The sequence below is a fragment of the Flavobacterium sp. N2550 genome (assembly GCF_025947265.1).
In the GTDB taxonomy this organism is placed as follows: Bacteria; Bacteroidota; Bacteroidia; order Flavobacteriales; family Flavobacteriaceae; genus Flavobacterium; species Flavobacterium endophyticum.
The window spans coordinates 2824875-2851716 of the sequence record NZ_CP110007.1 but is presented as its reverse complement, the minus strand read 5'-3'; the positions used below and the strand labels follow the sequence as shown (position 1 = coordinate 2851716).

Sequence of the window (26842 nt, the reverse complement as noted above, 5' to 3'; positions counted from 1 at the left end):
GAATTTAACGGAAACTTTATCCTAATTTAAGGCTATATTTTTATAAAAACAACTTAGCTTTTTCAAAGATTGTATAAGCGTTAATTTTATGGGAAATTCAGTTTTGCCTTACTTTTTTGAGTACTTTCGTTATTCATTTTAGGATTAATTATGAAAATTGCAATTGTATGTTACCCGACTTTTGGAGGTAGCGGTGTAGTAGCCACAGAATTAGGCCTTGAACTTGCCAGAAGAGGACACGAAATACACTTTATTACGTATAGCCAACCTGTGAGGCTGGCCCTTTTAAATCCGAATATCCATTATCACGAAGTTAATGTTCCTGAATATCCGCTATTTCATTTCCAGCCTTATGAACTAGCCCTTTCCAGCAAGCTTGTCGATATGGTCAAACTCCATAAGATTGAGCTGCTCCATGTACATTACGCCATTCCTCATGCTTATGCAGGATATATGGCCAAACAGATGTTGAAACATGAAGGAATCAAAATCCCGATGGTCACGACACTCCATGGAACTGATATTACGTTGGTCGGAAACCATCCTTTTTACAAACCGGCAGTAACTTTCAGCATCAATAAATCAGATATAGTGACATCCGTGTCTCAAAGTCTCAAAGATGAAACGTATAAGCTTTTTGATATCAAGAAAGAAATTGAAGTGATTCCAAATTTCATTGAAATCAACAAGAACAGATTAGACGAAAATGCGCCTTGCCAAAGAGCATTGATGGCTTCCAAAGACGAACGAATTGTAACCCATATCAGTAATTTTAGAGAAATAAAAAGAATTCCTGATGTGGTAAAAGTCTTTAACGAGATCCAGAAAAAAATTCCAGCCAAGCTGATGATGGTAGGGGAAGGTCCAGAAAAAGAAAAAGCAGAAATGCTATGCGAGCAACTCGGAATTAGCGATAAAGTTATCTTTTTTGGAAACAGCAATGATATCGATAAGATTCTTTGCTATACCGATTTATTCTTGCTTCCTTCAGAAACAGAAAGCTTCGGTCTTGCTGCTTTAGAAGCAATGGCCTGTAGCGTTCCTGTCATTTCAAGTAATTCTGGCGGACTCCCAGAGGTTAACTTTAACGGAGTTTCAGGTTATTTGAGTAATGTGGGAGATATAGACGATATGGCAAAAAATGCCCTGTCAATTTTGGAAAGTGACGAAGAATTGAGTAAATTTAAACAGAATGCCTTGAATGTGGCAAAACAGTTTGATATTTTAAACATCATGCCTTTGTATGAAGCCATTTACGAAAAGGCATTAAAAAACAAATGATATGAAAAAATTAATTTTAGTGCCGTTTATTGTCCTGCTTTTTTCTTGTGACAGCACAAAAAAGACAACTGACCAAAAACCTGTAGCTGATGGTAAAAAAAATCCTTCTACAGCTTTGTACCAGATTTTAAGCGAATCAGCTTATCAAGGTAAAACAGAGAAGTCTTATGAAATTATAAAAGACAATGCTTCGTTGGTAAAATTATACGAAGCTGTCAATGATCCTCAGGTTCCTAAAGTAGACTTTTCAAAAGAAAGAATTGTTGCCTTGTTTATGGGAGAAAAAAGTTCTGGCGGCTATGCCATCAAAGTAAAAAATGTTTCTGAAAAAGGAGGGAAGATATATGTAGCCGTAGAAGAAACCAAGCCCGGCTCTGGCGATATTGTCACCATGTCTTTTACGAGTCCTTATACGATAGTCAAGATCAATTCGACCAAGGAAATTATCTTTCAATAAAAAAACATCCCGAATTATCGGGATGTTTCTTTTTATAAATAAAGGTATTTTTAGAATGTATATCGGATACCTAAAGCGATATCTGGTCCAAAGCTATCATCTCTGAAATCATCATGATTGAAATAAAGTTCAGGTCTGAAGTCTAAAGAAAGCATCAAAGGAATGTCGAATTTATATTCGATACCAATGTCACCAGCAGCAAAGAAGAATGTACCGCTATCGTCAGCTCCTCGATAATCGTAGCTCCAAGTACCAAGACCACCACCAACGCCGGCATACCAGTTGAAACCACCTTCGATATTCCATACCCATTGGTAAACCCCAGTTAATTTAATAGCATCAACGTGATTGCTATCTCTCCAGCCTAAATCTACTTCCAGACGGTTGTTGCTAGATAAACCTCTTTGATAAGAAATCTCACCACCAAAACCATCATTGTCACCAAGACGCAAACCTAATGCGTTTTTTGAAATTTCTTGTGCCTGTGCGCTAAATGCCATCCCAGCCAGCATAAAAGCCGATAAAAACAGTTTTTTCATAAAATTTTAATTTAGAGTTTAATACAAGGTAGCAATAATATTGCCAAAAAACGTTAAATTGTGAATTTTATAACAAGAAAAAAATGATTTTTTTTGTAAAATACTGATAACCAAACAAAAATAGAAAGCCTTTTTTCTGCCTTATTTTGAAAAAATGAAGCCAGAAATCAGCTTTTCACTTAATTTCGTTTCCATTTCGAGATAGTCTTCTTCAACAATTTCTACATTTTCGGAATACCTGTAGAGTTTCCAGCGCTTCTTGTTATATTCCAATGCTGTTAAGTTTTCGACCCAGTCGCCAGAATTTAGATAGACGGTCTTACCTTTTTTATTAGTCTGGTTTAAAATTTTTGGCTCATGAATATGGCCACAGATTACATAATCATATTTGTTTTCAATAGCCAGATCTATAGCAGCCGTCTCAAAATCTGAAATAAATTTTACCGCAGACTTTACACCAGATTTTATTTTTTTAGAAAAAGAGTAAGGTTCTTTCCCCATTTTTTTTAAACACCAATTAAAGAAACGATTAAGAAGAATAAGATAATCATAACCAATGCCTCCAAGTTTAGCAATCCATTTGGCATGTTGTACAGAAGAGTCAAAAATGTCACCATGAAAAAACCATCCTTTCTGTCCGTCTAAATCAAGGACAAGCTTGTCAATAATCGAAAAATTACCGACTTTAGAATCACTGAACTTTCGTAACATCTCGTCGTGATTTCCAGTGATATAATATACTTGCGTGCCTTTTGATGCGAAGTCTAAAATTTTTCGGATTACTTTTAAATGCGATTTCGGAAAATAAGATTTTCGGAATTGCCAGATATCGATTATGTCGCCGTTTAAGATTAATGTTTTAGGCTTTATTGTGCAAAGATAATTATGAAGTTCTTTCGCATGGCAGCCAAAAGTGCCCAGATGGACATCTGAGATTACTACTAAATCAACAATTCTTTTTTTCAACGTATTGTGCTTTAAAGTTTAGCAAATAAATAAAACATCTATGAATAGATACTTACCAGAATGTTAACATATAGTGATGATTTAATTAAGTTTAAATCTCCGTGAGAATCCCTACATTTGTTGTAAAATAAAGTAAAAATGGCAGGAAATAGTTTTGGAAATTTATTTAGAGTAACGACTTTCGGAGAATCGCACGGAGAAGCCTTAGGTGGCATAATTGACGGATGCCCGCCCGGAATTACACTAGATTTTGAAGCCATCCAATTTGAGATGTCACGCAGGAAGCCTGGACAATCTGCTATAGTAACACAACGAAAAGAAGACGACGAAGTACAGTTTCTTTCTGGAATTTTTGAAGGAAAGACTACAGGAACCCCGATAGGTTTCATCATACCCAATACAAATCAGAAATCAGACGATTACTCTCATATAAAAGACAATTATAGACCCAGTCATGCCGATTATGTGTATGAAAAAAAATACGGAATCAGGGATTACAGAGGTGGGGGAAGAAGCTCAGCAAGAGAAACGGCAAGCAGAGTAGTGGCAGGTGCGATTGCAAAACAAGTCATTCCATATATTAAGATTAATGCTTTTGTTTCGTCTGTAGGAGATATTTTTATTGACAAGCCTTACCAAGCCTTAGATTTTTCTAAAACAGAAACCAACCCTGTTCGTTGTCCAGATGAAGCTACTGCGAAAAAGATGGAAGATTACATCAGAGAAATTAGGAAAGAAGGAGATACTGTCGGAGGAACTGTTACATGCGTCATTCAAAACGTTCCGATTGGTTTGGGCGAGCCTGTTTTTGACAAACTGCATGCGGAACTAGGAAAAGCCATGCTGTCTATCAATGCCGTAAAAGGTTTTGAGTATGGGAGCGGATTTTGTGGTGCAAAAATGAGAGGAAGTGAGCACAATGATCTTTACAATCCAGATGGAACTACCCAATCCAATCTTTCGGGGGGTATACAAGGAGGAATAAGCAACGGAATGGACATTTACTTTAGGGTTGCATTCAAGCCAGTGGCCACAATTATGCAAAAGCAAGAAATGTTAGACGCACAAGGAAATATAGTGGAAATGCAAGGAAAAGGGAGGCATGATCCGTGCGTAGTTCCTAGAGCTGTTCCTATCGTAGAAGCAATGGCAGCATTAGTTATAGCAGATTATTATCTATTTAATACAATTTAATCGAAAAAAGATTCTTTTAACAACATCAAAGCATATATTTTAACAATAAAAATTGTATGCTTGTCTGTTTTTATTGTTAATTTCGTGACCAAATCATTAATTTAAGAAATATGAAAAAACAATTACTTTTTGCAGGGCTTTTATTTGGCTCTTTTTTTAGTGTAAATGCTCAAGTATTAGAATCGAATAATTTTAATACATTGACAGTAGGAAACATAGGGACTGATATGACTGGTGTAACTGCAGGACAAGACGGTTGGTTTACACAATCATCTAATGGAGCAGCTCCAACAACAGGAACTAATTCTGGACCTACTAATTTCCAAGTAATTACATCTGGACAAAGCTCAAACGGTATAAAAATCGTATCTTCAAACGGAAATAAAGGATCACGTTTTATGTTTAAAGCGGGTATGGATGATGCATGGACTGCTAGAACAACAGGAAATGACATTATTCAATTAGAATTTGATTTCTTTACAGGTGCAGCTTCTACTAGTACAGCTCAAAATGGTATGTCTATTTACGGAGTTGATGGAGCTTCTCTAAGAATCGTAGGAGGATTTGCTTATGTTCCAAGTACTAAAACTTTATCAGGAGTTGCTTACTTAACAAATGGCGCTACTCTAGGTACCTATTTAGTAGGCTTGGGCGCATCTGCGGCAACTCCAATTGTTTTGGAAGATAATACATGGTACAGATTAGGAGTGGCATATGATACAACAACTGGTGAAGTAGTATGGAAAGGCCCAGGATTTAACGCAGGTATAAATGAGGCTAACTATGCAGGTCCGTTCCAGCCAGAAAGAGTTGTTTTTAGTTCAGCTGTTCCTACTACAAATGCTGCCGTTTCTGAAAATACCTATGATAATTATGTAGTTACTGCAACTCCAACAATTGACTTGTTGAGCACTAATGATTTTGCAGCAGTTTCTAAATTCTCTGTATATCCTAACCCATCTAACGGTTTAGTAAATATTTCTAGCGATTTGAACTCTTCTTTGAATTCAGTTAGCATTACAGATTTGAACGGACGTACAGTTAAAACTGTAGAATTGAACGGAGATTCTTCTGCTCAAGTTAATATTTCTGATTTGTCTGCTGGTGTTTATATGATGAACATCAACTCTGATCAAGGATCTACAACTAAAAAAATTATCAAAAACTAATTTATTGTTTAGATAAAATCAAAAAGCCAAACTGTAAAGTTTGGCTTTTTTTATTATAAGAACTTAGCTTTTAATTCTGGCGTAGGTATCATGCAGGCGTCTTTTTTTCCATACCACTTATATCGGTTTTTAGCGATATAATCATACACAGAATTGGTCAAAAAATTAGGAAGAATACCAAACCAGCTAATAGCTGTATAAATTCCACCTAATTCTTTTGCAATCTTTAAGGCGGCTTCAGCTTTATAATAATAGGCTTTACCTGGCTCGTACAGAAGGATTGAATCTATTTTAGAAGTATCCACACCAATATGTTTAATTATTTCCATACCTATTTCTGACTGCAGCGCCACGAAACGGAAAAGATCTTTCTTGTCGTGCCTGATGATAAACTGTATGGAAGAATCGCAGAGGTTGCAGACTCCGTCAAACAGGATTATCTTTTTATCTTGTGGTAAGTTTGTCATAGCCTTTATTTCTTAGCTTCTACTAATTCCAATGTTTCTAAATCTACTTTTGAGGTAAATATGCCATAATTGACCGTAACTTTGTTCTTTTCGATCTTATCAATCGTTCCTATCGCTTTTCCGTCGACCATTCTAACGCGGTCACCCAGCTTTAAGACAGGCTTAGGTTTATTGGCTTCCTGCTTGATGGCTTTAATTTTCTTTTCTTTCTTCTCTTCTCGGATTTCTTCTACTTTTACGGCTACTTCTTGAATGATTTGCTTTTGGATAATCTCCTTGGCCTTTTTTTCCTTAACCGTAACCTTTTTTCTTTTCGAATTCTCAATTTCTACCATCTTTAGAAATTCTCCGATAAGATCTTTTTTGTTTTTATTGTTGAAGTACTTTTCAGAAATATCATCTAGCTTTTGTCCCATGTAGATCAAGCGCTGGTTGGCATCATATAATTCCTGATAACGCTCCAGCTTATCTTGGATTTTTGAATTGATGTTCTCCATCTTCTTGCTTTCTTCACGAGCTCTGGTTTCTTCTTCTTTCAGATTTTGCGACGTTTTCTCTAGTTTAGAACGTTCTTTTTGGAGCGTAGCAATTGTCTTGTCGAAACGTACTTTGCCGCCCTCGATCTTTTTCTTGGCACGATTTATTAATCCGTACGGAATGCCATTTTTTTGCGCCACTTCAAAAGTAAAAGAGCTTCCCGCTTGACCGAGAATCAGCTTATACATTGGTTCTAATGATTTTTCATCGAACAACATATTAGCGTTAGAAGCATAAGGCAATTCGTTGGCTAAAATCTTTAAGTTGGAATAATGTGTAGTTATGATTCCGAAAGCTTCTCTGTGATAGAATTCTTCCAAGAACGTTTCAGCCAAAGCACCTCCTAATTCTGGATCAGAACCCGTACCAAATTCATCAATAAGAAACAAGGTCTTCGCATTGCACTTTTTGAGAAAATAGTTCATGTTCTTCAATCGGTAGCTGTAGGTACTCAAGTGATTTTCAATGGACTGATTGTCTCCAATATCGGTCAGGATTCGGTCAAACAAGAACGTTTCGCTTCGTTCATGAACAGGAATCAACATACCGCTTTGCAACATCAGCTGTAATAATCCGACGGTCTTTAGCGAAATTGTTTTTCCCCCAGCATTTGGACCCGAAATGACAATTATTCTGCTTTCGTTGGTCAGTTCGATGGTCTGCGGAAAAGTAACTTCGTTCTTCTTTTTGTTGTTCAGATAAAGGATAGGATGGAAGGCTTCTCTAAAATAAAGTCGTTTCTCTTCGGTAATATTTGGCAAGATTCCGTTGATTCTGTTTGCGTATTTGGCCTTTCCGGCTATTACGTCAATATCGCTTAAGAATTCTTGGTAGGCCTTCAATAATTCTAAAAACGGACGGATATCATTCGTCAGCTGTTTTAAGATTCTTGTGATTTCTTCTTTTTCTTCGTATTCCAAATTGTTCAGCTCTCTTGAAAATCTCAACGTGGTTTCTGGTTCGATATACGTAATGCTTCCTGTCTTTGAATTTCCAAGAATTGTACCTTTTACTTTTCGCCTGTACATCGCTAAAACAGCGAGTACTCTGCGATTTTCTACAATGCTTTCCTTGATGTCATCCAAATAGCCGAGTCCGTTATATTGGCTCAATGCCATACCGAAGCTTTGGTTTATCTTTCCGCGAACCATGTTCATGTTTCTGCGGATATCGACCAAGGCGGGTGATGCGTTATCCTTGATTTCACCATATTTGTCAACAATATCGTCAATTTTTTGGGAGATAAATTTTGTGAACTCTACTGTGGCGGCTTTTTCGCTCAGTATAGGATAATAATCGCTGAATTTCTTCAGGAAAAGCAATAATACGTTTACGGTATCTGAAATGGCCGCAATCTTTCGAAAGCTGCCAACCTCTAAAAAGCTGTCTTCTATGGCAAGAAATTTTATTTCATTGCTGATGGTTTCGAATCCGTGGTTCGGAATCGCATTATTATTCGTGAATGAGGAAACATATTCTGAGGTCTGGTGCAAGGCATCCATCAAGTCCTTTTTGTTTCGAAAAGGCGTGATCTGTAATGCTTTTTCCTTTCCGATATCTGTATTGCAGATTTCTGAAATGGCTTGCAGGACGGTATTAAATTCTAAATCTTGTAATGTCTTGTCTGTTATGCTGGTCATTTTATCTTTAAGCGAATTTTATATACAAAAGTACAAAAAACAAAGCCATCGGGACTTACAAAGTTTTTGCCTTTTGTGTGAAATGAATTATATTTTTTAGTTTGTTTTCTGCTAAACTTTCCGAAATTTGTAACCAAACCCGCGTTATATGCAAGTAAAGATACATCCTTCTTGGAAAGCCGTTTTGGCTGGAGAATTTGAAAAGCCTTATTTCCATCAACTTATTGATTTCGTGAAATCAGAGTATGCCCATCATACCTGTTATCCTAAGGGAAGTGAGATATTTGCTGCCTTTGATCATTGTCATTTTGACGATGTTAAGGTCGTAATTATCGGGCAAGATCCTTATCATGGTCCAAACCAAGCCAATGGTCTTTGTTTTTCTGTTAACGACGGAATTCCTTTTCCCCCTTCTTTGTATAACATTTTTAGGGAAATCGAAAGCGATTTAGGAAAGCCTCTGCCAAAAACGGGAAATCTGGAACGCTGGGCTGATCAAGGCGTACTGCTTTTAAACGCAACATTGACTGTCCGAAAAGGAGAAGCGGGAAGCCATCAAAAGAAAGGCTGGGAAACCTTTACTGATGCCGTAATTCAGAAAGTCTCAAGTGAAAAGGAGCAGGTTATCTTTTTGCTCTGGGGTGGTTTTGCCCAAAACAAGAGAGCTTTGATCGACACTTCTAAACATTTGATTCTTACCTCGGGACATCCTTCGCCTTTGAGCGCCAACAGAGGATTCTGGTTCGGCAACAAGCATTTTAGCAAGGCTAATGATTACTTGAAGTCGTTAGGCAAAAAGGAAATCGAGTGGTAGACGCTATTGTACGGTAAAATTATAATAGCCTCCCGATACGTTATTGGCTGTTGTCTGTATCGTCAGAAAAGTGTCTTCAGACGTGCTGTTGTTTGATGACAGTTCTAATTGCGATACTTCTGTAAATCCAAAAACCAACCGATACTCGCCAGCCTGTGTCAGCGGAATTCCAGCTCTAAACTTATAATTTTGCGAAGCAGGATCATAAATACTTTCGGCAATCACAAAATAATTGACTACAGCATCCCCTTCATCTTCTATTATATTTTGGATATCAAGCTGCGTCCACGTGTCAGTTCCTGTCTTTTTCTCCAGTCCATACACAAAACTGAAAGAAGCACCGCCAGTAGTCCTAAAAAGATCTAGAGGAGTCGTCTGGTTGGGCTCTGGTTGGTATCTTGAGAAATTCGTATTCACCCAAAGCATATCGCCGACAGCAAAACTGTTTTGGTGTTCTATCGCTATCAGATTCGGTAAAGAAAGGTATTTGGAATTGTAAAATTCGTCATCATCACCGCAGCCTGCAAACAGTGCGAGTCCGATAATTGCGAGTAATAAGTTCTTTATATTTTTCATAGTATTTTTTATTAAAATCGGTAGCCAAAGTTTAAGCCGACGCGCGGTACTACTTCAGGACTTTTGTCGGTATTGAAAAGATTTTTTCCCATTCCCAGAAACAATTCAAGTCCGAACTTTTCTTGGATGTACAGCTTATATCCTACAGCACCGCCAATGGCTACATCTGTATAATTATCTTCAAAAGTGTCATAATAACCGTTACCAGCTTCGTCTACAAAACGCTGTAATTCTCTATATTTCCCTCCGTTTGCTGAAACAAATAGTTCTGCAAAATAGAAGCTTTTTTGGCTTTGTGACAATGAATATCTTACAAAAGGATTGATCTCGTATTTCGGCAGCGTACGATCATAACCTTTATCGAAATCTTCCTTCGCGTTCTTGCTGTCTTGGAATCCGCCGCTAATACCGACAGAAAAATCTTCGTTTAAGAAGCGCTCATAGCTGATATGAATTTTAGAAAATGCGATAGCAGACAGCACATCAAACTTGACTTCGTTTTGTTTGGAAGCAAGGATATTAGAACCGTCCTGAGCATTTGAAAACTGGAAGGCGATTAATGCAATGAAGAGCCATTTTTTCATAGTCGTGTTTTTGAAACTGTCTGTAAATATAGAAAAAAGATTGCCTGATTTTGAGCAGACAGTACATAAAATAAATTTGCCAAATTCCCTTAATTATATTGGTATGGATTAATTCAAAGTCAAAGCACCGAGAATTTCTTCAGACATAAACGGTCCGCCGGGATAGGTCGCAGTATAATCAAGGTTGAGCCAAATCTGGCCGCGTTCGTCAATATGATAATGGATTTCCTTGCCCTTGCTTTCTTGCTTGAAAAGTACTTCTTTGATTAAATAGTTGATTGCCTCTAAGTCTGCCGTCTTGTTTCCTATTAGGACTTCGGGATAGATATGTCCTCCAGTGTGAATCAGCCTTGGTGTACCGCCTACTGCACGAACACAGGCTGCCATAAGAATGGCATGGTCGTCACAATCACCTGAAAAGTGAATCAAGGATTCTGTCGCGCGGGCAATATATTCTTTTCCTTTCGGATCACTTACATAATTCCAACGGCTCTGTATTTCCTTGAAAACCGCAAAACTCTGGATTTGACGTCGGTATTCACTGTAGCCTTTTACATTCCTGAAATATTTAGTAGTGGCCAGCAATGCAAAGTTTCGCACTTTCGGATTGTCATATTCAATAGCGTTTAGGATTTTTGACTTGTTCGGAAATGGCAATAATTTTGAAATAATTATGTCCTGTGGATTTGGGTCTTCAGACATACTATAGACCATAGAACGATAGTCTTCAAAAACGCTATTGAAACCATAGTTGCCAAACAAGCTTCCATAAATCAAGGCCATAAGATATAAGGCGATACAAAGGATGATAATGGTTTTCATTAGTCTCAGTACCAATTGAATAGCTACTACTACGAGCAGAAAAAGCAAAATCCTATCGATGTGGAAATACCAGTTCGGGTCAATAATGTTTTGGTGGATGATAATAAAAACAGGAATAGCAATCAAAATATTCAGCACAAAAATAATGACGCTGTCCCAAGGTTTTTTGACCTGAAGCTTCTCCTTTATTTTTTGAAAGTCTATGTTACTCTGTTTTACCATATCAACCCAAAGGCCAATCTACGATTAGATTTTTGCTATATCTGCAAAAGTACCTTTTTTATCAATAAGAGAAAGTTCCAATAGCTGATTTTGGACATTGTTTAACGTTTTATTATCCAAGGGCTTTTGCGACCATTCTGTTAACGAAAGCCATTCTCGGATGTCTTCGATTTTCTGATTGTATCGAGAAGATAAAGTCTTGTCGATGCTTGGAATATCCTTGAATTCTTCGGTCGTTTGGTTGATTACATCCAACAATATTTCGATGCTACCTGGATCATTTTCTAGTATTTCATTTCGAACGGCAATTACAAAACAAGGCCACGGAGTAGGACAGTCGGCTATTCTGCGGAATGTGCCCTTGTCAACCAAGGGTTTGGTCATGAAACGTTCCCACATAAAATAGTCAGCTGTGCCGTTTGATAATGCTTCAACTGCGCCATCTATAGTATTCACAATTTCAAATTGCAGGCTTTCTGTTTTCCATCCTTGATTATGGGCATTGACATAGGCCATAAGCTGAGATCCGGAACCAATCCTGCTGATGGCAGCTTTGGTGTCTTTTAGGTCAGAAAGCGTTTTATAGTCAGAAGCAGCGTCTACATGGATGCCCCAGATAAGAGGCGACTGTACGTATACCTGCACAATCTTGCTTGGATTGCCAGCTACAATATCTTTGATAATTCCTTCTGTCAAGATTACGGCAATATCGGTTTCGCCATTGCGTAGCATCTGGCACAACTTTCCGGTTCCTTCCGGAACATCAGTCCATTGCAAATCAATACCTTGCGATTCAAATTCTCCATTTTCGATACAAAGGTGCCAAGGCAGATTGAAATGCTCTGGTACTCCTGCTATTTTTAGTGTTTTCATCTTTTTAACTAGTTGCTTTTTATTTGGTTGATATGGTGTTCTAGGTGGTCAACATAATCGGTCATCAAGAATCTTAGGTTGACGATTGACTTGTCGTTGAGCTCGATTTCATACTGTAGTGTTTCCTCACTTGCGGACTTAAAAACTCTTAAAATCTGCTTGTTGATCGAAAGCCATAACTGTGCTAATTCCTCAATATCGATTTCTTGATAACGATTGATTTTAACCAAGTCGTTCTGGTTGTAAGTTCTGTAAGCATAAGGCTTTGCAACATAATGTATTTCCGTAAATCGTACCAGATTATGGATGGCGGAATCAGCTAAATGTCCCAAAATTTCTTTTTTAGACCATTTATTTTCTGGTTGGAATTCTAAAACTGCTTTGTCCGCCTTCTTGATATAGTCAAGATTTTGGTCCAGCAATTTCTCGAATTTACGAATTACATCTTGCATCATCAGGAGCCTTGTGCTATTTTGTCTAAAGTATAAGCAATCAGTTCGTCTACGGCTTTATAAGGATCTTCGCTAAAAGTACCGCTTGCACGGTTGGCGATGATAGCGTTTAATGACAAAGCATTATGGCCGAGCAGGGCAGATAATCCGTAGATGGCTGCTGTTTCCATTTCAAGATTGGTAATCCTGTTATCGTTGAAATTGAAATTATCCATCTTGCCGTTTAGCTGAGGATCTTGGATTTCCAAACGCAGTACGCGTCCTTGAGGGCCATAAAATCCTCCGGCAGTTGCGGTAATTCCTTCAAAGATTTTATCGCTTTCAATCAGTTTTTCCAGTGTTTCGCTGCATCGTATCACATAAGGTTTTCCTTTTCGGATGTCCCAATTTGTATGATGAATAAAGGCCTCTTCTATAGCATCTTCCGAAATCCTGTCGATTAGGTAGGAGCGAAGCATATTGTCTAAGCCCAGTCCGAATTTAGACATGACAAAGCTATCTACAGGAATATCTTTATGCAATGACCCTGAAGTTCCGATACGTATGATGTTCAGCGATGTCAGTTCTTTTTTCGGCTGACGGGTTTCTAAGTCGATATTGACCAAGGCATCGAGCTCGTTTATTACGATATCGATATTGTCAGGACCGATTCCAGTTGACATTACAGTAATTCTTTTTCCTTTGAAGATACCTGTCTGCGTCTTAAATTCTCTTTTTTGTGTAGAAAATTCGATCTTGTCGAAAAACTGCGTTATTTTCTCGACGCGGTTTTGGTCGCCTACAAAGATGATATCATTGGCAATATGTTCTGGTTTTAGATTCAGGTGGTAGACGCTACCGTCAGGGTTTAATATTAATTCTGAGGATTGTATCATTTTTTATAAGTTGCTAAGGCAAAGTTGCTGAGTTACTAAGTTTTTTGTTTGTAAATGGAGGTAGGTCGTTCTTATCCGCCAACACGTTTTACCTTAAAGCCTTTTTCTTTAAGGATGGCCATGATCTTATCGCGGTAATCGCCTTGAATGATAATCGAATCGTCTTTGAAAGTGCCGCCTACACTTAATCGGGTTTTCAGTTCTTTGGCTAAGATCTTGAAATCCTCGTCCGCGCCTGTATAACCTTCGATTATGGTAGTAGGCTTTCCTTTTCGCTTTTCAAATTTGCAAATCATCGGTTCGTTCTGTACCCAGAGTTCTTTGGGTTCTGCGGCAGTTTCTTCAATTTCTTCAGACGGTTCGTGGTCTGGGAATAGTTTTTTTAATTGGTCTTGTAAGTCCATATGCATTTAATTGGACGCGGATACGTGCTGATCGCACTGATATTCGCAGATTTTATTTTTGATAATTTTTGTAGAATACGACTTATAAAAATAGGTGTTCGTGCCTAAATTCATATTCTAAAAAATCAAAAAGACATCAAGCAAAACTCAATGTCTTTCTAATTAAAGTATAAATGTAAAACTTATTTTTTGATTAATCCCAAATCAACCAGACGTTCGTGAAGGAATTCTCCAGCCGAAATATCTTCGTATAGTTTTGGATTTTGGTCATCAATACAGTTTTCCAAGCAATCCAAACGCATGTCGCTTACTGGGTGCATGAAAAACGGAATAGAATATCTCGAAGTGCCCCATAATTCTCTAGGTGGGTTGACCACTTGGTGGATTGTAGATTTCAGCTTGTTATTTGTGTGTCTTGAAAGCATATCACCTACGTTAATCACCAATTCGTCTGGTTCTGCAATAGCATCAATCCATTCGCCATTGTGGTTTTGTACTTGCAAGCCACGTCCTTGAGCACCCATAAGAAGGGTAATCAGGTTGATATCGCCATGAGCTGCAGCACGAATCGCGTTTTCAGGCTCTTGTGTGATCGGAGGGTAATGGATAGGTCTTAAGATGGAGTTGCCTTCTTCGGCATATTTATCAAAATAGAACTCATCCAATCCTAAATGTAGGGCTAAAGCTCTTAGTACATAAATACCTGTTTTCTCAAGCATTTGGTAGGCTTCTTTTCCCACAACATTAAAACGAGGAAGTTCTTTTACTTCAACATTGTCTGGATATTCGTTAGCCCATTTTGAATCTTTGTCTACATACTGTCCGAAGTGCCAGAATTCTTTCAAGTCACCTTCTTTTCTTCCCTTAGCATGTTCTTTTCCAAAGGAAACATAACCACGCTGTCCTCCAATTCCTGGAATTTCATAACTATATTTGGTTTCTAATGGCAGGGCGAAGAAATTTCTGATTTCGCCATACAATTCATCTACCAATTGGTCATCTAAAAAATGACCTTTTAAAGCCACGAAGCCAATGTCTTCAAAAGCTTTTCCGATTTCATTTACAAATTTTTGTTTACGTTTCGGGTCATCCGAAAGGAAATCACGCAAGTCAACACTAGGAATATTTTGCATACTCTTTAAAAATATATGTTAATAACTTTGCTAGGCGTCAAGCCTTGTTATCACAAATGTATAGATTATTTTGAGAATTTAATTTCAAAAGTTATCAACAATTGAAAATTCTGTAACATTACGAGTTTATGCTGTTATTTTTTTATACTTTTGGACAACTTAAAAAACACGCAAACCTTTTCGTAACTATTATGAATTTCGACAGAAAAAACCTGACCAACGACCAACTGTTAGACTTATATAAAAGAATTTTAAAGCCCCGACTGATTGAGGAAAAAATGCTCATCTTGATCCGTCAAGGAAAAGTTTCCAAGTGGTTTTCCGGAATCGGGCAGGAGGCAATCGCTTGCGGCGTTACTGCCGTTTTAGACAAAGACGAATACATTCTTCCGATGCACAGAAATCTTGGCGTTTTTACAGGAAGAGATATCCCATTGTATCGCTTGTTTTCGCAATGGCAAGGAAAAGCTAATGGTTTTACAAAAGGACGCGACCGTTCGTTCCACTTCGGGACACAAGAATATAAGATTATAGGAATGATTTCGCATTTGGGCCCTCAATTGGGAGTTGCCGACGGAATCGCCTTGGCAAATAAATTAAAGAAAAACGGAAAGGTAACAGCAGTTTTCACAGGCGAAGGCGCTACCAGTGAAGGCGATTTTCATGAAGCACTGAATATTGCGTCGGTTTGGGAATTGCCAGTAATGTTTGTAATCGAAAACAACGGTTACGGGCTATCGACACCTACGAACGAGCAGTACCGTTGCGAAAACCTGGCTGATAAAGGAATCGGCTATGGCATGGAGTCGCATATTATCAATGGAAATAATATTCTGGAAGTTTTTAATAAGCTTTCAGAGCTTAAAGCTTCAATGATCGAAAAGCCAAGACCTGTGCTATTAGAGTTCAAGACATTCCGAATGCGCGGCCACGAAGAAGCCAGCGGTACGAAATATGTACCTCAGGAATTAATGGATCTATGGGCAATCAAAGATCCGGTAGACAATTACAGAAAATACCTTTCAGAAACAGATGTGCTTACTTCTGAACTTGACGAAGAAATTCGTGCCGAAATCAAGAAAGAAATTGACGAGAATTGGGCAATGGTTCAGGCCGAGCCAGAAATTGAAGCTACTTATGAAGGAGAATTAAATGATGTATATAAACCTTATGGTTTTGAAGAAGTTACTCCTTCGGATAAAAAAGTAAATATCCGTCTGATCGACGCTATTTCAACCAGTTTGAAGCAGTCAATGGAACGTCATGAAAACCTAGTGATCATGGGACAGGATATTGCAGAATATGGCGGTGCTTTTAAAATTACCGACGGCTTTGTGGCGCAGTTCGGAAAAGAAAGAGTCATCAATACGCCAATCTGCGAAAGTGCCGTAGTTTCTGCAGGAATGGGACTTTCAATCAACGGGCATAAGGCTATCGTAGAGATGCAATTTGCCGATTTCGTATCGACAGGCTTCAATCCAATAGTAAATCTTTTGGCAAAATCACACTACCGTTGGCTCGAAAATGCCGATGTCGTAGTGCGAATGCCTTGCGGTGGCGGAACCCAAGCCGGGCCTTTCCACTCGCAGACCAATGAAGCTTGGTTTACTAAAACACCTGGCCTGAAAGTAGTTTATCCAGCCTTCCCGTATGATGCTAAAGGACTTTTAAATACGTCGATCAACGATCCGAATCCGGTTTTGTTTTTTGAGCACAAGCAATTGTACAGAAGCGTATACCAAGACGTTCCTAAAGATTATTACACATTACCGCTAGGAAAAGCATCATTGCTGAAAGAAGGAAAAGACGTAACTATTATTGCCTTTGGAGCTGCCGTGCATTGGGCTTTGGAGACTTTGGCAAAAAATACGGAAATCTCTGCAGACTTATTAGATTTGAGAACGTTGCAGCCTCTCGATACCGAAGCTATTTTTGCTTCTGTAAAAAAGACAGGAAAAGCAATCATATTGCAAGAAGATACAATGTTTGGCGGCGTTGCCAGCGACATTTCTGCCATGATTATGGAGCATTGCTTCGAATATCTTGACGGTCCTGTAAAACGTGTAGCGAGCCTTGATTCGCCGATTCCGTTTACAAAAGCGCTCGAAGACCAATTCTTGGCAAAGAGCCGATTTGAAGATGTTTTGAAAGAGCTGATGGCGTACTAGATTTTAGATATAAATAAACAAGGTGTAGCGAAATCTACACCTTTTTTTGTCGTCTATTTTTCAGGAAAACGTTTCGGATCATCTGAATCTGCCCACACATGATTGGCTTGGTGTTCCATGACATGAACCACGCAAACTAATTGTCCATGTCTTTTTCTTTTTTTACTTATTTCAATTTTATTCCGACTCCGATACCGACATTCCATTTTCCATCTGCCGTACTTGTTTTGGCATTATAATACAGAGGTACCTGTAGGGCTAGTTTTTTATAGCTGTACGTAAGTCCCATTCCGAGCGTAGGCATGACAAAAGAATTTTTTACTTGCGATTTGTCTTCCTTGAAGCGCAGCGAAGGAAGCATGCCTAGCAATAGTTTTGATTTCCCAGAGGTGAAGCTGACGTTTGGCCCCGTAAAATTTAGGAAACCGCCTTTATCTACATAGCCTGCGACAACAGTTCCTTCAAAAAAGCCAAATGTCACTTTAGATTCTTTAGGAATTGGATAGGCTGGTTCGATCGTTTGCGCTATTGCGATTTGGGTGGCAAAAAGGACAAGGAGGAATAAGGAAAGCGTAATTTTTTTCATAATTAAGTTTTTTAAAAGCCCGCAAATTTAGAAGCCGTTACAATACTACAGTCGAAAGTGAAAGAAGCGGTAAGTATTTTGTAATGAAAAGAAGAAAAATTGAATCGAATCTGTTTGTTTAAAGATGTAGTAATAATTCTACTCACCAGGGCATCATGAATTTTAATAAAAACAATACATTTAGCTGTTGAAAAAGTAAAAAATGATCGTTTCTCATATATTGAAAAATCATGAACTTTTGTAAGTTCCTGCATCCCAAAAGCAAAGTAGAAGGGCTGAGCAAAACGTATGAAGCTTGGGAATTCAGGCCGAGCAGATTAGAAATATTACCCGTAACCGACTTGGTATGCATCGCCTGCTCCCTGTTTTTACCCAAGCGCTACAGCCTGGTCTACATTGCCTATCATAGAGACATGATGGAGTTTATGAAAACCGATCTTGGAGACGGCATCATCTATTCTTATTTTTTTATTCCTGCCGGAAACAAAACTAACGCCGAACTGATTATTCAAGACATAAAGCTGCAATATCCCTGTAAAAATTAACCGAACACTACCACTTTTTTACAAGTAGCCTATTCAAAAATTTCCTGACTATTTTCCCTGGCCACTCTTTTGAGTGGCTTTTTTTATACTCGAAAAAGCTATGTCTGCTAAACAATAATGTCCATAAAAAGTATAATTACTAAGGTTTGAGCAGTTACTTCTTCAATCTAAATCATACAAAAAATCCACAATTGCATTGGGGAATTGTGTTGTTCTCTATTAAAAAAATCTACATTTTGTGGAAACGACAAGTGCTCTAAAGCCCCTAATTATGAGGATAAGCCAAATGGCACGAGGCTTGCTAATCGTGTTGCTGTACGTGCTTACTTACATTTCATTACGGTTTTCCTCAACAGAAAATTAGGAAGAAAAAAAACCTTCGTACGACACACCACCAAACCCATTATTAATTTAAGTAGTATAGCATGAAAAGTGAAACAATTACTTCTACAAAATTTTACCCCCAAAATGATATCCATGCCGACGAACAAGGATTGACAAGCTTTATTTTTAAAATCAACAGCCTGATCCTAGAAAAAATGCTCTTTTTGAGCTATCCCAGAAAGGCAAACTTGATGGTATTAACAGGTACTTTCCTGTTACTGATGGCAGGTGCCTATCTGGCGTATGAATTGCAGCCCGAATTTTACGAATTCAATATCGAACGTCTAAATTCGGTCATAGGATTTCCTTTCTTGGTTCTTGCCAGCGTATTGCTGCTCTTCAAGGCGGGCTTTATGCTCTATAATATTTACCTTTATTTTCGCTACAAGCCGATCAAGTCTGTAACCGATGAAGAACTGCCGACGTGCACCGTAATCGTTCCGGCGTATAACGAAGGCAAGCTGGTATGGGATACGCTACTGAGCATAGCTGAAAGCGATTATCCACAAGAAAAACTACAGTTGTTAGCAATCGATGATGGAAGCAAGGATGATACTTGGTATTGGATGCAAGAAGCCAAAAAAAGATTGGGCGACCGATTGTCAATTTATCAGCAGCCCGAAAACAAAGGAAAGCGACATGCGCTTTACCGCGGGTTTAATATGGGCACAGGAGAAATTTTTGTAACGATTGATAGCGATTCTATCGTAAAGACCGATACTCTTAGAAATTTGGTCAGCCCGTTTGTAGTGGATGAAAACTGCGGTGCAGTGGCCGGAAATGTTCAGGTATTGAACAATGAAAAAGCGATGCTTCCGAAAATGCTCAATGTGAGCTTTGTGATGAGCTTTGAATTTATACGTTCGGCAGAAAGCAGAGTCGGCTCTGTGCTTTGTACGCCAGGTGCATTGGCGGCTTACCGCAGCACGGCCGTATTTGCCTGCCTTGAAGAATGGATCAATCAGACGTTTATGGGACAAGCTTCAGACATAGGTGAAGACCGTGCCATGACCAATATGATCTTAAAGCAAGGCCATCATGTGCTGTTCCAGAGAAATGCTTACGTGCTTACAAACGTGCCAGAAAAATACCGTGGCTTGTCAAAAATGTTTATCCGATGGGGCAGAAGCAACGTACGAGAAAACCTGATGATGTCGAAATTTGTCTTCACGAATTTTAGAAAAGGCCCTAAAGTAGGAGCGAGGCTGTTATTTCTCAACCAGTTCTTGACTATTGCTATGGCCTATCCGTTCCTGTTATTCATGTTGTATTTTATACTGATACACCCCGTACTGTTTTTTAGCTCAACGCTTTTGGGCATCCTGATCTTATCGAGTTTCCCTGTGTTTTTCTATGCAAAACGTCATAATTTTTCAGAATCATTATGGGCCTATTCGTACAGCCTCTTATATACTTTCGGATTATTCTGGATCATGCCTTATGCGATAGCTACGGCGGGCAGGAGAGGCTGGCTGACGCGTTAATTTCAAAAACAGATAAAAGATTTTAAACAGCTGCTTGTAAAAGCGGCTGTTGCTATTTAATAATACAGCCTAAAATCCAACACCTTGCAGGCTGCATAATATTTTTCATGTAGTGTTTCTACAATTTCGACTACATCATCTTCATCTTGGCACAGACTGAAGAAAACATTATCGAGCTGGCTGCTCGTGGCCTTGCGGTAAGTGATTCCATAGCCCGAAACGGCTTTAGCTCCCGTAATATCTAAGAAATATTGCGCTTCTTCTTCGCTTAGATCCAAAGGCTTTGCATTAGCAAAATGCAGAATCTTGCCCTTCATTCTTCCTTCAAAGATTTCGGCTATCTCTTCGAGGCTGTAATAATAATTGTTCAGGCAGATCGTATTTCCTTCACCAGGCATGATCAGGTAGATGATTTCATAATTCTTGAAATTATGGTCTTCATAAAGCAAAACGTTTAAGCTTTCTTCCAGTCCTTCAATTGTATCGCAGGTTTTGTAAATGCTGTCGATACCTGTCTGTAATGCAAGTTTTTCTAGGCTTTTAAAAGCATCGGTCGTAGTTTCTGTTTCGATATCGGGAACAGCTTCAAGGCAGAAGATAAATTTGTCATAATCCATAGAAATTATGTTTTTGAAGGAGTAGGGCAAAGGTAGGATTTTATTTGAATCAGAAATGTCGTGTTTTTACAAGTATGTTCCGACTGGCTTTCCGTACCTGTCAGCAGCCTATTTATATAGGAAAACTAAAATAGGATTCGCGCATTGCGATACTAAAACTCTTCAAAAAACTAATCAATACCGATTGTATATAAAACTAGTATAAGGATAACACAGTAAGCTATTTATCTAAAAAATAAAATCTATTTGTACTTTGTATTGAGATTTTTTTGATGCTAAAAAAATTAAATTATCGCAAATTGAAAGTCAAAATTATAAGAAAACAATGTGCGAAGCCACGTAAATAAAGGGTTTTTAAAAGTATTCTTTTTCTTATTAAAAAAATATTAATAAATGTTAATTTTCGTTAACTTAGCTACCCTAAATCCAATCGTATGAAAAAAAACAAACACATGACAAAACAGCTTTTATTAGCATTTTTGATGCTGATGAGCTTTTTTACAGGTTATTCTCAACGGGGAACCATTCCTATTGAGTTCGAGCCGAAACCTGTATTATTTGATCCAAAACTGTCACCAGAGGGCGTACTTGAAAAAGTATACGACCGATATGGTAAAGAGCATTCTCTTTCGGACATTATGATCATTACTCCAGGAAGAAGGATGTTGCAAAGAGCACAACAGATTACCTGCTCTTCGACTTCCTACTTTAATTTATACTTTGAAGACGGCTGTGGAATGGAAAACACAGCGGATCCGGTTCACAACGCCCGTAGGGCAGTGGTCTGCAAAGTTTTTGAAGACCTTTCCAATTTTATCAATTCCCCGCTGACGGCTAGCGGAAAAAAAGTAAACATCTGGGTGAAAGATATTGCTTCTGGCTCTGCTCCGGCAGGAGTTTTAGGTTCTGCGTCTTCTTACTATATTGCGCCTAGCAATAACAGCATCACTACAGGAGGCATCTTGGATGGCGAGATATGGAAGACCATACATCTTGGCCAAGATTCTTATACCAATTTAGGCAGTTCAGTCAATCTGTATCATGGGGAGATTGCTTTTAATTTTGCCGATGCCAATATCCAATGGCATACTGACCTAACAACCAATGCGCCTAGCAACTTGTATGATTTGTATACTGTAGTACTTCACGAAGTAACGCATGCTTTAGGCTTTGGCAGCTTTATCAATCAGAATGGAGCTTCTATAACAGGAGCGGGCTATTACAGCAGATACGATACCTTTTTAAGAACAAATGCCAATGTGCCTTTGTTGACAATTGGAGGTTGCTCTATGTATAACGTAAATTTCAACTCTGCCGTATCGCCAACAGTATTGCGTCCGGGTTGTACATTGCCAGACAATTTGGGTACAGGTTCGCTTAACACTACGGTTTGCAACAATGCTATAAGATACGTAGGATCGTCTACCGTGCCAGTTTATACGCCAACTTGCTTTGAATTAGGAAGTAGCTTGAGCCATTTTGAAGACATGTTATATCCTTCATGTGCCAGTCCTAATGGCAATGATACATATTTCGTAGTAAGCAATAGCATCGCGAAAGGTGTTACCAAAAGATACCTAAAAGCAGAAGAGAGAAGAACCTTATGTGATATGGGCTATAGCGTAAAGACTACTTATGGCTCGAGCACTACAAGCGGTGGTTTCTTCAATTATGGAGGCACAGTTTGCGGCGGTATTATCGTAGCAGGTTTGAATGATGGTGTAAGTGCAAACGGCTCCTATACTTTTTCAGGCGCAATCACTACAACTGGTGGTACTAGTACAAATGTGGCTATATCAGGAAACATACTTTTGTCTAATGATGTAAATGCTACAGGATTCGAATGTCTTCAAGACATTACTGGAGCAGCGACGCTTTCTGCTACAGCAGGTACTTCGGGTACGACAGTCAACTTTACGACGGCAGTCCCTGGTTTGCATTTGTTGCGTTATGTTCCGATAAATGGCACACAGCGAGGTAATATTACCTATTTATATGTTTATATCATACCGCCGCCAAATCCTGGTGGATGCAGTCCGACACCTACTGCCTGCAATATGGTAATGAACGGTGATTTTGAGCAATATTCTACATTGCCTACTCAAATTAGCCAAATAATAAGAGCTTGTGGGTGGAGCTATCCAAATGCCAATGCGCAATATTCTCCATCTTACTTTAATGGGCTTGTATTGCCAGGCTCGACTACTTTTGCGTCTTGGGTTGGTGTTCCTTGTAACATATTTGGATTTCAAGCAGCAAACAATAATATCGGTAACGGTTATGCTCAAATACGAACTAGCCGTCACGGAGGCAAGGAGCATTTGTATACAATGTTAAAAGCACCTTTGTCGGCCAACACTACTTATCAGCTAAGCTTTGATGTGTCTCTATGTGATGGAATGAGCGGCTATGCAGGCTATTTGCAGGCTTATTTGTCCAATACTGCTGTGTTGCCTATAAATTCTAATATGGATGTAAGCATTCCGAATCCGGCTAATCTGCTGACTTCCCCTTCTATAATAAGAAATAGTGGTGGTTGGGATACGATTACCTTTACCTTCACTACAACTACAGGAGGCGAACAATACTTATATTTAGGATTGCTAAACAATGCAGGACTTGTAACCAATACTGCTGCAGTAAATAACACAAGTTGTACTTATAATAACAATAACCAAGGTCCTGATGATTATCAGCAACACTTTAGAGGATACTATCTAGACAATGTAGTGTTGATCCCTACTAACGGTGCAACATTTGAACTTCCAACTGCCGTATGCAGCACACAAAGGCTGAATGACTTGAGCGTCTATCTGTCTGACGTAGATACAGACGGAGTTTTCTCTGGTCCTGGCGTATCAGTAGCGGGTGGTATTTATTCTTTCAATCCTTCCGTAACGGGCGTAGGCACTTTCACTATTGCGTATACGTATACCAATTCGAGCGGCTGTCCTACGACATTGTATGACACAATCAACGTAACTACAACATCTACGAACACGATTCCTGTAGACGCTGTAAATGACAATTTCTCAAGCATACCAGTAAATGGCATCACAGGTGGACTTACTCCTAGCGTCTATTCAAATGATAACTATAATGGCGTATTGTCTACTCCGGCATCTTTATCAAATGTTTCTTTTGCTTTGGTGAATCCGATCTCTATTACTGGAGCTAGTATTGACGGTACTGGAGTGATTAATGTTCCTGCTAATACTCCATCAGGTACGTATACTTTGACATATTCATTAAGTGGTACAGGAAACTGTAATGCAACAGATACGGCAACTGTTGTTATCGTGGTAAACGGTACGAGCACATTGCCAGGCATAAGAGCTAACAATTCGGTTAATAATATCGGATTGCAGTCTACAGGCAAGATTATCATTTCAGGATACTTTACGACCTACAACAACGTGTCGAAAATTAATATGGCCCGATTGAATACCGATCTTACTTTAGACCCTGCTTTTACCTATACAGGAAATCAAGAAGCAAGAGGAATGGCGATACAATCTGACAATAAAGTTATTGTAGTAGCAGCCAATCCTATATTTGGAGGTACTTCATGTGTAGCAAGACTATTACCTGATGGAGGTGTAGATACCAGCTTTAACGTAGGTGGTGTAGGCACGGCAAGACATCCAAGTCTTTCTAACAATATCGGTCATGCAGCGGCTATTCAGACAGACGGAAAAATTTTGGTAGGAGGTGACTTCTACTATTATAATGGCGTACAAAAACTAGGAATTGCTAGGCTTCTGTCTAACGGTACAGTTGATGCTACCTTTAATCCTACAGAATTGAATACCTATTTCAGATCGGTTGTTCATTCGATAACTGTACAGCCTGATGGAAAAATCATTTTACTAGGTGTATTCTCTCCTCCGGTTGCAGGCGCTACAGCAAAAAATATCGTTCGATTGAATGCTAATGGTACATTGGATGCTGGATTCTTGGCAGGAGATACTGCTGGTACGATAAATTATCAAGATCTAGACGTTTCTATATACAGTCCATTAACAAGAGCAACTGTGCAGCCAGACGGCAAAATCGTAGTTGTGGGTGGCTTCACTAAATACAACGGTACCAATACAAAATGTATCGTGCGTTTATTGTCTAACGGACAGATTGACCCGACTTTTAATACTACTACAGGTGTAGATAGAGGGATCAATACCGTAATCATGGAACCGGTTACCAACAAGATCATTATTGGCGGTGAGTTTACTACGTTTAACGGAAGTGCCGTGAAAAAGATGATACGCCTAAACACCAACGGAACATGGGATACTACATTCAGTATCGGCTCTGGAACAACAGACCTGCCAGGTTCTTCTAGCTGTCCGTTCTGTTATAATCATATCAGAGCGTTAAAACTACAACCAGACGGTAAGGTAATCGTAGGCGGAAGGTTCAAAACATTTAACGGATTATCTGCAGGATTTGTTACCAGAATTTCTGGCGATTCAGGATTGCAGTCAAGAGGTACAGGCGTAGTATATGTAAGCGAGCCTGAAATCGATACCAATCCAACTTTCAGCAACATAAAGGTATATCCAAATCCAAGTAGCGATTTGTTCAATATTGATTTGAGCCAAGAAAGCGCACCTTATTCTTCAATTAATGTGTACAACCTATTGGGTGCAAAAGTATTCACTGCAGTCCTGACTCCGAAAGAGAATAACGTAATTGATCTTTCACATCTGTCAGCGGGTTATTACACGGCAAAACTAGAGAATGGTGCAAGTACTGCGACTTTCAAATTGGTTAAAAACTAAGTAATACCAATAGGAGCAGGGAAAGCTAGATAAACCCTGAACCTAAAAATTAAAATCCCAAGAGAATTAGTTCTCTTGGGATTTTTTTATGTTCGTAAGACATGATTTTATTTATAATCTTCCTAGAATGTCTAATTCTTATTTGGCTTTTCTTTTTGTTGCATTGCATATGACTCTATACTGACTCTATAGTCTATAGTGAGTCTATAAGAATAATGTTTTTTATGGAGTCATTATGGACTCACTATGGACTCACCTAGAAGAAAAGTGCAAGAAGACAGTAGTAGAATAAGTGATATTATAAGATTTTATGTAATGAAAGCGTAAAAAAATTAAGATTAAGATAATAGGCAATTTTTTTGATATGTATGCTTAATTTATAGCTTTGGATGTTATTGCATATTAGTTTGGTTCTCAATAAACAATGCATCACCATAGTCGATAGTATGAATTATTGTTATTCCGTTTTCTAAATGGAAGATTAATTGGTCGTAATCATCTTTTATTAAGTCTGTTATTTTTTGGTTTTTAAAAATGATATCCTCGGGTAGTTCCCAATTATAATTTGTTAAGACAATCAATTCTTCTTTACCATCCCATTCCACTATATAGTCATTCCCGAAGCGGAGTTTTGTGCTATTGTCCAGTTCCATAACAGTCCAAAAATAATAAGCAGGCGATATTCCGGGCATATAATCATAGGGGCCGTCTTGTTTCGTGAAAAATAAGTTTGTCAGGACCCTGCCTATAACCATTTTTCTATATTCTTCGAATTCTGTGATAGACATGTTGCTGTTGGTTAAATAGATGTGTGATTGCCGTTTATGACGCTATACTTATTTTTTATAGTAAATATCAAAATCAATGAATAGTGCTATCGTGAGATTCCCAAGCATATAAAATGCTAAAGGCGTATCAGCTGGAAGTAATTTTAAGAAAAGACAAATAAGCCAAATGATAAAAACATACAAATTAAATACACCTGCAAAAATATAAAAGAAGTTGGCTCTCAATTTGTCTTTTCGCTTTTTCTTAAAATAGAAAAGTCTCAAAAGAATCAGGGTCACTCCAAGAACTATGCAAAAAAAAATACTTTTAACGAAGAAAATGAATAATCCCGTTTCGCTAAATATTTTATGTCTTGTAACAAAATAATCAAAAAAAACATACAATGTCCAGATGTTTATCAAGACAAAGGATAGGGTAGTGTATTTATAATGTTGTTCAAAATAAGGAATGGCTATTTGTTAGTGTTGACTTCCGGCAAATGCC

The 26842-nt window shown here is 38.4% G+C and carries 24 protein-coding genes; 9 read left to right on the top strand and 15 right to left on the bottom strand.

All coding sequences use genetic code 11. From position 1 onward, the window contains the following. Nucleotides 1-150: 150 nt before the first annotated feature. Nucleotides 151-1281, top strand: a complete 1131-nt coding sequence (bshA, locus tag OLM56_RS12590; protein WP_121377116.1) for an N-acetyl-alpha-D-glucosaminyl L-malate synthase BshA — start codon at nucleotides 151-153, stop codon at nucleotides 1279-1281. A gap of 1 nt (nucleotide 1282) precedes the next feature. Further along, entirely contained in the window at nucleotides 1283-1738 is a 456-nt protein-coding gene (locus tag OLM56_RS12585; protein ID WP_264527209.1) for a protease complex subunit PrcB family protein, read from the top strand. A 50-nt stretch (nucleotides 1739-1788) separates the two neighbouring features. Here the strand turns inward: OLM56_RS12585 and OLM56_RS12580 are convergent, their stop codons facing one another. Together OLM56_RS12580 and OLM56_RS12575 are read right to left on the bottom strand one after the other, a co-directional pair. Beyond that, nucleotides 1789-2277 carry a hypothetical protein gene (locus OLM56_RS12580; protein ID WP_121377114.1) on the bottom strand — a complete coding sequence of 163 codons (489 nt, stop codon included), beginning with the start codon at nucleotides 2275-2277 and terminating at the stop codon, nucleotides 1789-1791. A gap of 141 nt (nucleotides 2278-2418) precedes the next feature. Then, nucleotides 2419-3243 (bottom strand): UDP-2,3-diacylglucosamine diphosphatase, encoded by an 825-nt coding sequence (locus OLM56_RS12575; RefSeq protein ID WP_264527208.1) that lies wholly within the window; start codon nucleotides 3241-3243, stop codon nucleotides 2419-2421. A gap of 138 nt (nucleotides 3244-3381) precedes the next feature. Here OLM56_RS12575 and aroC point away from each other — a divergent pair, with 138 nt between their 5' ends. Continuing rightward, nucleotides 3382-4437, top strand: a complete 1056-nt coding sequence (aroC, locus tag OLM56_RS12570; protein ID WP_264527207.1) for a chorismate synthase — start codon at nucleotides 3382-3384, stop codon at nucleotides 4435-4437. 110 nt (nucleotides 4438-4547) lie between these two features. Then, entirely contained in the window at nucleotides 4548-5606 is a 1059-nt protein-coding gene (locus tag OLM56_RS12565; protein ID WP_264527206.1) for a T9SS type A sorting domain-containing protein, read from the top strand. Between the two features lie 53 nt (nucleotides 5607-5659). Here OLM56_RS12565 and OLM56_RS12560 read toward each other — a convergent pair whose 3' ends face one another. Then, a complete protein-coding gene (locus OLM56_RS12560) occupies nucleotides 5660-6073 on the bottom strand; it encodes a thiol-disulfide oxidoreductase DCC family protein (RefSeq protein WP_264527205.1) in 414 nt (137 codons plus the stop codon). 5 nt (nucleotides 6074-6078) lie between these two features. Further along, complete coding sequence (locus OLM56_RS12555; protein ID WP_264527204.1) at nucleotides 6079-8250, bottom strand: endonuclease MutS2; 2172 nt, start codon at nucleotides 8248-8250, stop codon at nucleotides 6079-6081. Nucleotides 8251-8398: 148 nt separating this feature from the next. Here OLM56_RS12555 and OLM56_RS12550 point away from each other — a divergent pair, with 148 nt between their 5' ends. Beyond that, nucleotides 8399-9064 carry a uracil-DNA glycosylase gene (locus OLM56_RS12550; RefSeq protein WP_264527203.1) on the top strand — a complete coding sequence of 222 codons (666 nt, stop codon included), beginning with the start codon at nucleotides 8399-8401 and terminating at the stop codon, nucleotides 9062-9064. A gap of 3 nt (nucleotides 9065-9067) precedes the next feature. Here OLM56_RS12550 and OLM56_RS12545 read toward each other — a convergent pair whose 3' ends face one another. The 8 genes from OLM56_RS12545 to OLM56_RS12510 all read right to left on the bottom strand — a co-directional run bounded on the left by OLM56_RS12545 (nucleotide 9068) and on the right by OLM56_RS12510 (nucleotide 15005). Beyond that, entirely contained in the window at nucleotides 9068-9640 is a 573-nt protein-coding gene (locus tag OLM56_RS12545) for a hypothetical protein (protein ID WP_264527202.1), read from the bottom strand. Nucleotides 9641-9651: 11 nt separating this feature from the next. Continuing rightward, nucleotides 9652-10224 (bottom strand): DUF3575 domain-containing protein, encoded by a 573-nt coding sequence (locus OLM56_RS12540; protein ID WP_121377106.1) that lies wholly within the window; start codon nucleotides 10222-10224, stop codon nucleotides 9652-9654. Nucleotides 10225-10332: 108 nt separating this feature from the next. Further along, entirely contained in the window at nucleotides 10333-11268 is a 936-nt protein-coding gene (locus OLM56_RS12535; RefSeq protein WP_264527201.1) for a transglutaminase, read from the bottom strand. Nucleotides 11269-11292: 24 nt separating this feature from the next. Beyond that, nucleotides 11293-12141: a substrate-binding domain-containing protein gene (locus OLM56_RS12530; RefSeq protein WP_264527200.1), complete on the bottom strand. Its 849-nt coding sequence runs from the start codon at nucleotides 12139-12141 to the stop codon at nucleotides 11293-11295. A gap of 8 nt (nucleotides 12142-12149) precedes the next feature. Continuing rightward, nucleotides 12150-12596 (bottom strand): DinB family protein, encoded by a 447-nt coding sequence (locus OLM56_RS12525; protein ID WP_264527199.1) that lies wholly within the window; start codon nucleotides 12594-12596, stop codon nucleotides 12150-12152. Then, the gene (locus OLM56_RS12520) at nucleotides 12596-13468 is read right to left on the bottom strand and encodes a nucleoside phosphorylase (protein ID WP_264527198.1); all 873 of its coding nucleotides are present in this window, start codon (nucleotides 13466-13468) and stop codon (nucleotides 12596-12598) included. The genes OLM56_RS12525 and OLM56_RS12520 overlap by 1 nt, the downstream gene beginning before the upstream one ends. Before the next feature lie 71 nt (nucleotides 13469-13539). Further along, nucleotides 13540-13872: a translation initiation factor gene (locus tag OLM56_RS12515; RefSeq protein WP_121377102.1), complete on the bottom strand. Its 333-nt coding sequence runs from the start codon at nucleotides 13870-13872 to the stop codon at nucleotides 13540-13542. 182 nt (nucleotides 13873-14054) lie between these two features. Further along, the gene (locus OLM56_RS12510; protein ID WP_121377100.1) at nucleotides 14055-15005 is read right to left on the bottom strand and encodes an isopenicillin N synthase family dioxygenase; all 951 of its coding nucleotides are present in this window, start codon (nucleotides 15003-15005) and stop codon (nucleotides 14055-14057) included. Nucleotides 15006-15196: 191 nt separating this feature from the next. Here OLM56_RS12510 and OLM56_RS12505 point away from each other — a divergent pair, with 191 nt between their 5' ends. Further along, nucleotides 15197-17173: a dehydrogenase E1 component subunit alpha/beta gene (locus tag OLM56_RS12505; protein ID WP_264527197.1), complete on the top strand. Its 1977-nt coding sequence runs from the start codon at nucleotides 15197-15199 to the stop codon at nucleotides 17171-17173. A gap of 166 nt (nucleotides 17174-17339) precedes the next feature. On the opposite strand, the gene OLM56_RS12500 is transcribed toward OLM56_RS12505, so the two are convergent. Further along, a complete protein-coding gene (locus OLM56_RS12500; RefSeq protein ID WP_264527196.1) occupies nucleotides 17340-17759 on the bottom strand; it encodes a hypothetical protein in 420 nt (139 codons plus the stop codon). Nucleotides 17760-17989: 230 nt separating this feature from the next. Between OLM56_RS12500 and OLM56_RS12495 the strand changes: the two genes are divergently transcribed. Further along, entirely contained in the window at nucleotides 17990-18304 is a 315-nt protein-coding gene (locus tag OLM56_RS12495; protein WP_264527195.1) for a hypothetical protein, read from the top strand. 425 nt (nucleotides 18305-18729) lie between these two features. Continuing rightward, the gene (locus OLM56_RS12490) at nucleotides 18730-20172 is read left to right on the top strand and encodes a glycosyltransferase (protein WP_264527194.1); all 1443 of its coding nucleotides are present in this window, start codon (nucleotides 18730-18732) and stop codon (nucleotides 20170-20172) included. A 56-nt stretch (nucleotides 20173-20228) separates the two neighbouring features. On the opposite strand, the gene OLM56_RS12485 is transcribed toward OLM56_RS12490, so the two are convergent. Next, complete coding sequence (locus tag OLM56_RS12485; RefSeq protein ID WP_264527193.1) at nucleotides 20229-20789, bottom strand: DUF6642 family protein; 561 nt, start codon at nucleotides 20787-20789, stop codon at nucleotides 20229-20231. Nucleotides 20790-21223: 434 nt separating this feature from the next. Between OLM56_RS12485 and OLM56_RS12480 the strand changes: the two genes are divergently transcribed. Then, nucleotides 21224-25570, top strand: coding sequence for a T9SS type A sorting domain-containing protein (locus tag OLM56_RS12480; RefSeq protein ID WP_264527192.1), 4347 nt, complete (start codon nucleotides 21224-21226; stop codon nucleotides 25568-25570). Nucleotides 25571-25962: 392 nt separating this feature from the next. Here the strand turns inward: OLM56_RS12480 and OLM56_RS12475 are convergent, their stop codons facing one another. After that, nucleotides 25963-26358, bottom strand: a complete 396-nt coding sequence (locus tag OLM56_RS12475) for a hypothetical protein (RefSeq protein WP_264527191.1) — start codon at nucleotides 26356-26358, stop codon at nucleotides 25963-25965. Nucleotides 26359-26842: the final 484 nt, after the last annotated feature.